This is a genomic window from Synechococcus sp. CS-1329 (genome assembly GCF_025128055.1).
In the GTDB taxonomy this organism is placed as follows: domain Bacteria; phylum Cyanobacteriota; class Cyanobacteriia; order PCC-6307; family Cyanobiaceae; genus Regnicoccus_A.
The window spans coordinates 42,070-49,459 of sequence record NZ_JAHLYS010000007.1 but is presented as its reverse complement, the minus strand read 5'-3'; the positions used below and the strand labels follow the sequence as shown (position 1 = coordinate 49,459).

Sequence of the window (7,390 nt, the reverse complement as noted above, 5' to 3'; positions counted from 1 at the left end):
GCGGCGCGGTCTGCGCCGCCGCCGCCGGACGGAGCCTCCGGCCCTGCTCACCCCCAGGCCGAGCCTCACCTATCGCCTGATCAGTCACCTGCTGGTGTTTCCAGTGTTCCGGCTGCTGTTCAGAGGCCGCACCAGAGGCAATGGCCTGGTGCCGTTGGAGGGGCCCCTGGTGGTGGTCGCCAACCATGGCTCCCACCTGGATCCGCCCCTGCTGGGGCACGCCCTCGGGCGTCCGGTGGCCTTCATGGCCAAGGCTGAACTGTTCCGGGTGCCGCTGCTGGGGCCGATCATCCGCGCCTGCGGGGCCTATCCCGTCTCCCGTGGCGCCAGCGATCGCGAGGCCATCCGCATCGCCACCGACCGGTTGCTGGAGGGCTGGGCCATCGGTGTGTTCATCGACGGCACCCGCCAGCCGGACGGGCGGGTGAACCAGCCGCAGCCGGGGGCGGCGCTGCTGGCGGCGAGGGCGGGGGCTCATCTGCTTCCGGTGGCGATCATCAACAGCCACCGGGCCCTCGGCACCGGTCAGAGCACCCCAAGGCTGGTGCCGATCCACATCCGCATCGGCCAGATCATCCCGCCTCCGGCCAGCCGTCGCCGGGCCGACCTGCTGGCCACCACCGCCGCCTGCCAGGAGCAGATCAACGCCCTGCTGGATCAGGGCCTGCTGGCCCCAGGACGGGCCCCAGCCGCTCTGCCGCCCATGCCCTCAGATCCCGACCAGTGACCACCCAGGCCGCGGCCCTGAGGCCGTCGCCCCAGACCTTGCGGCGCCCCTCCGGCAGGCAACGCTCACCGCAGGGCACCGCCACCGGAGTGAGGTGGATACCCCGACTGCCGGCCACGATCCGTCCCACCAGCAGGGCCCGGTCCATGTGATCGCTGCTGGTGACCAGCAGCACATGGTGGATGTCCAGGCGCTGAAGGTCGTCCACCACCGTGGTGAAGTTTCCCAGGGTGTCGCGGGCGCGGTAATCAAGGCGAAACTGACGGCGATCCAGCCCCTCCTGGCTGAACAGCCACTGGGCATATTCCGGATTGCTGCCACCACTCACCAGCAGGGGTAGCCCATCCCGGTGGGCCAATCGGCCGGCCAGCTTCTCCCGCTCGATGTCGCCACCCAGCACCAGGATCAACTGGGGCCGGCCGAGGCTGGGCAGCAGCAGCCCACGGGTCACCAACACCAGAGCACCAGCCAGCAGGGCCAGCATCAGCAGCCGTCGCATCAGGCCTGCCCCAGCGGTGGGCCCACCGGACTGGTGGGGTACAGGGGCAGCACGCTGGCCCAGGGAGCCCCCGATCCCGCCGCCGCCGCCAAGCCACTCAGCCGCAGCAGCTGGGCCACGTCGGCCGCTGGATCGACCCGCGCCTGCAGCCGAGCGCCGGAAGGCAGATCGTCCAGCTGGGCGTAGAGGCGTGGCGCCTCGCGCTCGGCGATTCCCCCCAGTGCCCACTCGTCGACGGCGTAGCAACCCGCCACGATGCCGCGACGCGGCAGCTCCTGCAACAGCCAGAAGGGCTGGTCGCCCACCTCGGCCCGCTGGCGCAGGCGGTGGGCCATCAGCAGGAAGCTGCTGAAGCCATCGAGGGGCAGCCCCAGCTGCTGGGCCAGGGTGCGGGCAAAGACCACGGTCACCCGGGTGCCGGTGAACCCGCCCGGACCGGTGGCCACCGCCAGGCGCCCCAGCTGGCTCCATTGGGGAGCGGGCAGCAGCTGCTCAACGCAGGTCAGCAGGTCGTTGGAGAGGCGCCGACCCAGGGGATGGCTGCTGATGCTGGGACTCGCCCCAGGGGCAGGTGCCAGGGCGGCCAGCCCCAGCCCCAGAATCTCGCTGCTGCTGTGCAGCGCCAGCAGCCAGGAAGGGGGAACAGCACTCATGCCGGCACCCTCTCACCCGGGCGCAGGCGGCTCCAGCGACCCGGCTCGCTCTGGAAGCTGGCGCAGGCCCGCACGTCCCACTCCACCCCCACCTGATCTCCCTCCAGGCTCATCACCTGCACGTGGATGCGCGGAGCCGTGGGACAGAAATCAGGGTCTTCACTGAGGTGCTGCACACCGTGTTGCCTCTCCACCGCGTGATAGGCCTGACAGCGCTCCACCCAGTGGCAGTCGACGCAGATGCACATGCCGCCGAAGCCCTCCACTGCTCCCATTCTGGAGTGGGCGCAGGCCCCTGAGGGGACCAGGGCTGCAGCCACTGCCGTGCTGCGCCAGGGGCTGGCCATGGAGAGCTGGCCCTGCCCCCCGCACTCCTTCCCCAGCGGCACGGCACTGGTGGGCGGCGCCGTGCGCGATGGCCTGCTGGGACGCCTGGGGCCTCGGCCCGATCTGGATCTGGTGGTGCCCGGCGATGCCATTGCCCTCTGCAACAGTCTGAGTCGTCGCCACGGCGGCAGCGTTGTGGTGCTCGACGGCGAGCGCTCGATGGCCCGGCTGGTGCTGCGCGGCTGGAGCCTGGACCTGGCCCGCCAGGTGGGGGACGACCTGGAGAGCGATCTCTGGAGGCGGGATTTCAGGCTGAATGCCCTGGCCCTGCCGCTGGCGCCAGGGGCTGAGCTGCTGGATCCCACCGGTGGACTGGAGGATCTGCTGGGGGGAGAACTGGTGGCGGTGCGGGAAGCCAACCTGCTCGAGGATCCCCTGCGGATGCTGAGGGGAGTGCGCCTGGCCACGGAACTGGGCTTCCGCCTGGAGCCGCGCACCCGTGGCTGGATCGAGCGCCACCATGGCCGGATCACCCAGGTGGCGCCGGAGCGGGTGCTGCAGGAACTGGAGAAGCTGGCCCAGGCCGCGGGCGGGGAGGTGGGTCTGCAGGAGGCGCTCAGCTGCGGCCTGCTCGATCCCTGGCGCTCGATCGGCCCGCAGCCCGTCTGGCCGCAGCCCGCCTGGGGAGCCGCTGAGCAGCGTGGATCAGAGCTGGATCTGACCCCCGCGGAGGCGGCCCGGGCCCTGCCCCTGGCCCGGCTGGTGCGGGTGCTGGATGCACCAGCCCTGGAGCGCCTGCGCAGCAGCCGTCAGCTGCAGCAGCGCTGCAGGCTGTTGCGCCGCTGGTTGCTGCAGCTGCTGAGCAGCAGCGATGGCGTCGTCGCCGGCCTGCGGGATCTGGGTGAAGCGGAGCGGCTGATTCTTCATCAGCAACTGGAGGCGGATCTTCCCGCTTTGCTGCTGTTTTTTCCCACCAACCTGGCGGCGGAATGGTTAAAGCGCTGGCGCAATCCCCAGGACCCGTTGTTTCATCCCCGGCCACCGATCGATGGCCGCTGCCTGCAGCAGCAGCTGGGGCTGAGCCCGTCCCGGCGGCTGGGGGAGCTGCTGGCCCACCTCACGCTCGAAGCCGCCTTTGGCCGGATCCAGGGCCGGCAGGACGCCCTGATTCAGGCCAGTCTCTGGCTGAAGCGAACCCCGGCATGATTTACTGAACTGTGAAAAGGCATCCATTCACAGCCTGACACCGCCCGTAAGCATCGGCTGATCGTCTGAGGTTTCGTCAAGGGATTTCCGAGCCACTGGCTCTCCAGACCAACCTGTTCATCGATCAACACTCCGCCATCGGTCCAACATTTCCCCTTCTTCCCTCGTTTCATGAGCGTTCGTCTTTACGTCGGCAACCTGCCACAGAGCTTCGATGACAAGGAACTGACCGCCCTGTTCACCGCCGTCGGTGAAGGCGTGCGCTTCAAGACCGTGCAGGACCGTGAAACGGGCGCCTGCCGCGGCTTCGGCTTCGCCAATGTCGACGACGAGAAGCTGGCTGACGCGGTGATCGAGCAGCTCAACGGCCGCGACTTCGGTGGCAACAGCCTGCGCATCGAGCGCTCCGAGCGGCGCGATTCCCGCGGCGCAGCCCCCAGCAGCGATCGCCGTAGTGGTGGCGCCACCGCCACCGTGGCCCGCAAGGCCGTCAACAAGGTGGTCCACAGCGACGACATCACCGAAGGCGCCCCTGATCCCCGCTGGTCCGGCGAACTGGCCAAACTCAAGGCGCTCCTGGCCAACCAGACCGCCGCTGTCTGAGCCGGGTCTTCCGTTCGCGCCCCTGGCCTGCTGAGTGACTGATCCAGTTGTTGTTGCCCCCCGCCCGCTGCAGCGCTGGTGCTGGCGGGGTCACTCGATCGGCTTCACAAGCCAGCTGCCGAGCCCGGGGCAGAGACGATCAGCGCAGGCTGGCCCCAGTGTGGTGGTGCTGATCCACGGCTTCGGAGCCTCCAGTGGCCACTGGCGCCACAACCTGCCCGAGCTGGGGAAGCACTTCTCCACCTACGCCATCGACCTGCTGGGATTCGGCTCCAGCGACAAACCCTGCTCCCAGTTGCGCAGGGAAACCGCCAGGGCTGGAGCCGTCGCCTATGGCTTCGATCTCTGGGCCGAGCAGGTGGCCGACTTCGCCGCCTGGGTCCTGGCCGACGCCACCACCTCGACCGCTCCGCCCCCCAGCCTGCAACTGGTGGGCAACTCCATCGGTGGAGTGGTGGCCCTGCGGGCCAGTGAGCTGCTGATGGCCCGCGGCCTGGCGCCCCGGCAGGTGATCCTGATCGATTGCGCCCAGCGGACCCTTGATCAGAAACGGCTGGCCCTGCTGCCCTGGCCCCAGCGCGTCAGCCGGCCGCTGATTCAGCAACTGGTGTGCCGGCGCTGGCTGATCACCCCCCTGTTCCGAACCCTGGCGCGGCCCGCGTTCATCCGGCGCGTGCTGGCCATGGCCTATCCCAGCGGCGCCAACATCGATGAGGCGCTGGTGGAGCTGCTCTTTCGCCCCAGCACCGATCCAGGGGCGCCGGAGAGTTTTCGCGGCTTCGTCAATCTCTTCGACGACCACCTGGCCCCGGAGATCCTCGCGCGCCTGGGCGCCCTGCCGGTGCGCATGATCTGGGGGGAACTCGATCCCTGGGAAAATCCCGCTGAAGCCAGACAGTGGGCGGATCAGTTCAGCTGCGTCCGTGAGCTGCGACTGCTGCCGGGGCTGGGCCACTGCCCCCACGACGAAGCTCCGCAACTGGTGAATCCAATCCTGATCGAGTGGCTCAGCGCGACTGAGCGATCACAAAGGAACAGGGAAGATCCAGCAGCTTGAGCGGCCGAGGCACGTAGGCGCGGTGACTGAACACGTCGTAGTCGAGCTGCTCGATCACCGCGAGAATGCCGCGATACAGGCGCAGGGAGGCCCACACCGGCCAGCGGGCATCGGCGGAGAGCCAGCGCACTCCGGCCTCGGAGCGGGCGAACCACTGACGGGCCCGGCTTAACTGGAAGTCCATCAGGGCACGCCAGTTGTCGTTGAGGGTGCCGGCCAGCAGGTCGGCTTCGGAGTAGCCGAAGCGCTCGAGATCCTCCTGGGGCAGATAGATGCGCCCACGGGCGCGGTCTTCGCCCACATCCCGCAGGATGTTCGTGAGCTGGTTGGCGATGCCCAGGGCCACAGCCGCACTGGAGGTGTCCGGCCGCTCGCTCCAGGGAGCTGAGGTGTAGGCGGGATCCAGGCCCATCACCTCCTGGGTCATCAGACCGACCGTGCCCGCCACCCGATAGCAGTAGAGCTCCAGGTCTTCGAAGCGGGCATAGCGGTGGCGTTGCAGATCCATGCGCTGGCCCTCGATCATGTCGAGGTAGGGCTGCAGCGGCTGGGGGTAGCGCTGCAGGGTGTCCACCATCACCAGATCCAGGGCGTCATGCACCTGGCCGCCGAACAGAGAACGGGTGCGTTCCTCCCAGCGGTCGAGCCGCTCGGCCAGGCAGTCCACCGGCAGGGCCTGAGCCTGGGGGCTGTCCATCAGCTCGTCGGTGCGGCGGCACCAGACGTAGATCGCCCAGATCGCCCGCCGCTTCGCCGGCGGCATCAGCAGGGTGCCGAGATAGAAGGTTTTGGCCCACTGAGCTGTTTCCTGCCGACAGGATTGATAAGCCTCCTCCAGGGTCGGCAGGGAAGGGCAGGACACCGTGGTGGAGGCAGCCAGCACCGTCACACCGCCAGGGGGGCCTTGGCCCGGCTGTGGCTGACGGCCTCAGCACAGAGCTTGCCGCTCAGCACAGCTCCCTCCATCGAGGCGAGGTAGCGCTGCATGGTGTAGTCACCGGCCATGAAGAAATTGGCGATCGGCGTGTCCTGCGACGGCCGCAGTTGCTGGCAGCCTGGCACCGTCTTGTAAACAGAGAGCGGTGTCTTCACAACCCGTGCCTTGCGCAGCTGGGCCTGGTCGTCGCCGCTGAAGTGATCGGGGAACAGCCGCCGCAGTTCGCTCAAGGTGGCCTCCACGATCGCCTCATCGCTGCGGCCGATCCACTCCTCAGCCGGCGCGAAGACCAACTCCAGCATCGAGCGCTCGGAATCGGCGTACTCGCGGCAGGTGTTGCTCATGTCGGCGTAGACGCTGAGCAGGTCGGAGCGGCTGAACAGCAGGTGATCGATCGTGGTGAGCTTGCGGTCGAACCAGAGGTGGATGTTGATCACCGGCACCCCCCGCAGGCCCTCCAGCTTCTCGAAGAAGGGCAGCTGCTTCCAGGGCTCGGGCAGCAGCAGCTTGAACGGGTCCACCGGCAGGGCGCTGACGTAGGCGTCGGCCTGCAGCAGGCGGGGCTCCTGCCCCTGCACCCCAGCCAGCCGGAAGCCGGAGACGCTGCCGTCGCCTGCCAGCTCGATCTGGCGCAGGGGACTGTTGAGGTGCACCTCACCGCCACGCTCGCGGACCCACTCCACGATCGGCTCACACAGGCGCTGGGGCGGGTTGCCATCGAGGAAGGCCATCTTCGAGCCGTTCTTCTCCTGGAGGAAGCGGTTCAGCGCCGTGAGAATCACCGTGCTGGAGATTTCATCAGGATTGATGAAATTCAGGGCTTTGCTCATGGCGATGAACACTTCATCATTCACCCGCTTGGGAATGTTATGAAGTTCAAGCCACTCCGACCAGGAATACTTGTCACACTCTTCGACATAATTCTGGCCGCGCAGCATCGCCGGCACCAGCCCAAGGCCGAACTGGATCTTCTCCGGCCAGCTCAGCATGTCGTTGTTGCCGAGGATCGCCGCCACACCATTGAGCGGTGCCGGCAGGTCGGGAAAGTCGAAGCGGCTGTAGTTGCCCGGCGAATCCTTCTGGTTGAAGATCATCGCGTGGTCTTTCCACTGCAGACGGTCCTCGATGCCCAGCTCAGCGAAGAGCTGCAGCATGTTGGGGTAGGCCCCGAAGAAGATGTGCAGACCGGTTTCGTACCAGTCACCGTCCTCGTCCTGCCAGGCGGCCACCTTGCCGCCGAGCACATCGCGCGCCTCGACGACCACAGGCGTGTGCCCCGCATCGCTGAGGTATTTGGCGCAGGAGAGACCGGCCAGGCCTGCACCGGCGATGGCGACGCGCATGGGAAAACGAAAAGTCAACAGCAACCATAAAAGGGCTG

Annotated in this window: 9 protein-coding genes; 4 read left to right on the top strand and 5 right to left on the bottom strand. The window is 67.8% G+C overall.

Annotation, left to right across the window (positions count from 1 at the left end; genetic code table 11):
• Positions 1-10 precede the first annotated feature (10 nt).
• Positions 11-727, top strand: coding sequence for a 1-acyl-sn-glycerol-3-phosphate acyltransferase (locus KQ304_RS01105; protein ID WP_259735289.1), 717 nt, complete (start codon positions 11-13; stop codon positions 725-727).
• On the opposite strand, the gene KQ304_RS01100 is transcribed toward KQ304_RS01105, so the two are convergent.
• From KQ304_RS01100 to KQ304_RS01090, 3 genes are read right to left on the bottom strand one after another with little or no spacing between them, the layout of a single operon-like run.
• A complete protein-coding gene (locus tag KQ304_RS01100; protein WP_259735280.1) occupies positions 642-1,226 on the bottom strand; it encodes a YdcF family protein in 585 nt (194 codons plus the stop codon). The two genes, KQ304_RS01105 and KQ304_RS01100, sit on opposite strands and share 86 nt — an antisense overlap.
• The gene (gene tsaB, locus KQ304_RS01095; RefSeq protein ID WP_259735279.1) at positions 1,226-1,879 is read right to left on the bottom strand and encodes a tRNA (adenosine(37)-N6)-threonylcarbamoyltransferase complex dimerization subunit type 1 TsaB; all 654 of its coding nucleotides are present in this window, start codon (positions 1,877-1,879) and stop codon (positions 1,226-1,228) included. The genes KQ304_RS01100 and tsaB overlap by 1 nt, the downstream gene beginning before the upstream one ends.
• Entirely contained in the window at positions 1,876-2,127 is a 252-nt protein-coding gene (locus KQ304_RS01090; RefSeq protein WP_259735288.1) for a Ycf34 family protein, read from the bottom strand. Before KQ304_RS01090 ends, tsaB begins: the two co-directional genes overlap by 4 nt.
• Before the next feature lie 97 nt (positions 2,128-2,224).
• Here KQ304_RS01090 and KQ304_RS01085 point away from each other — a divergent pair, with 97 nt between their 5' ends.
• From KQ304_RS01085 to KQ304_RS01075, 3 genes are all read left to right on the top strand, one after another.
• Positions 2,225-3,412 carry a CCA tRNA nucleotidyltransferase gene (locus KQ304_RS01085; RefSeq protein ID WP_311133874.1) on the top strand — a complete coding sequence of 396 codons (1,188 nt, stop codon included), beginning with the start codon at positions 2,225-2,227 and terminating at the stop codon, positions 3,410-3,412.
• A 171-nt stretch (positions 3,413-3,583) separates the two neighbouring features.
• Entirely contained in the window at positions 3,584-4,015 is a 432-nt protein-coding gene (locus KQ304_RS01080) for an RNA-binding protein (protein ID WP_259735277.1), read from the top strand.
• Between the two features lie 166 nt (positions 4,016-4,181).
• A complete protein-coding gene (locus tag KQ304_RS01075; protein WP_399228068.1) occupies positions 4,182-5,072 on the top strand; it encodes an alpha/beta fold hydrolase in 891 nt (296 codons plus the stop codon).
• On the opposite strand, the gene KQ304_RS01070 is transcribed toward KQ304_RS01075, so the two are convergent.
• Both KQ304_RS01070 and pds read right to left on the bottom strand, forming a co-directional pair.
• Positions 5,023-5,952: a phytoene synthase gene (locus tag KQ304_RS01070; protein WP_399228066.1), complete on the bottom strand. Its 930-nt coding sequence runs from the start codon at positions 5,950-5,952 to the stop codon at positions 5,023-5,025. The genes KQ304_RS01075 and KQ304_RS01070 overlap by 50 nt on opposite strands.
• 5 nt (positions 5,953-5,957) lie before the next feature.
• Entirely contained in the window at positions 5,958-7,352 is a 1,395-nt protein-coding gene (pds, locus tag KQ304_RS01065; RefSeq protein WP_259735275.1) for a 15-cis-phytoene desaturase, read from the bottom strand.
• Positions 7,353-7,390 lie beyond the last annotated feature (38 nt).

What these genes read in the sequence shown, in the direction of transcription:
- KQ304_RS01100 (WP_259735280.1), bottom strand. Translation starts at nt 1,226, where the DNA reads ATGCGACGGCTGCTGATGCTGGCCCTGCTGGCTGGTGCTCTGGTGTTG.
- tsaB (WP_259735279.1), bottom strand. Translation starts at nt 1,879, where the DNA reads ATGAGTGCTGTTCCCCCTTCCTGGCTGCTGGCGCTGCACAGCAGCAGC.
- KQ304_RS01090 (WP_259735288.1), bottom strand. Translation starts at nt 2,127, where the DNA reads ATGTGCATCTGCGTCGACTGCCACTGGGTGGAGCGCTGTCAGGCCTAT.
- KQ304_RS01085 (WP_311133874.1), top strand. Translation starts at nt 2,225, where the DNA reads ATGGAGAGCTGGCCCTGCCCCCCGCACTCCTTCCCCAGCGGCACGGCA.
- KQ304_RS01080 (WP_259735277.1), top strand. Translation starts at nt 3,584, where the DNA reads ATGAGCGTTCGTCTTTACGTCGGCAACCTGCCACAGAGCTTCGATGAC.
- pds (WP_259735275.1), bottom strand. Translation starts at nt 7,352, where the DNA reads ATGCGCGTCGCCATCGCCGGTGCAGGCCTGGCCGGTCTCTCCTGCGCC.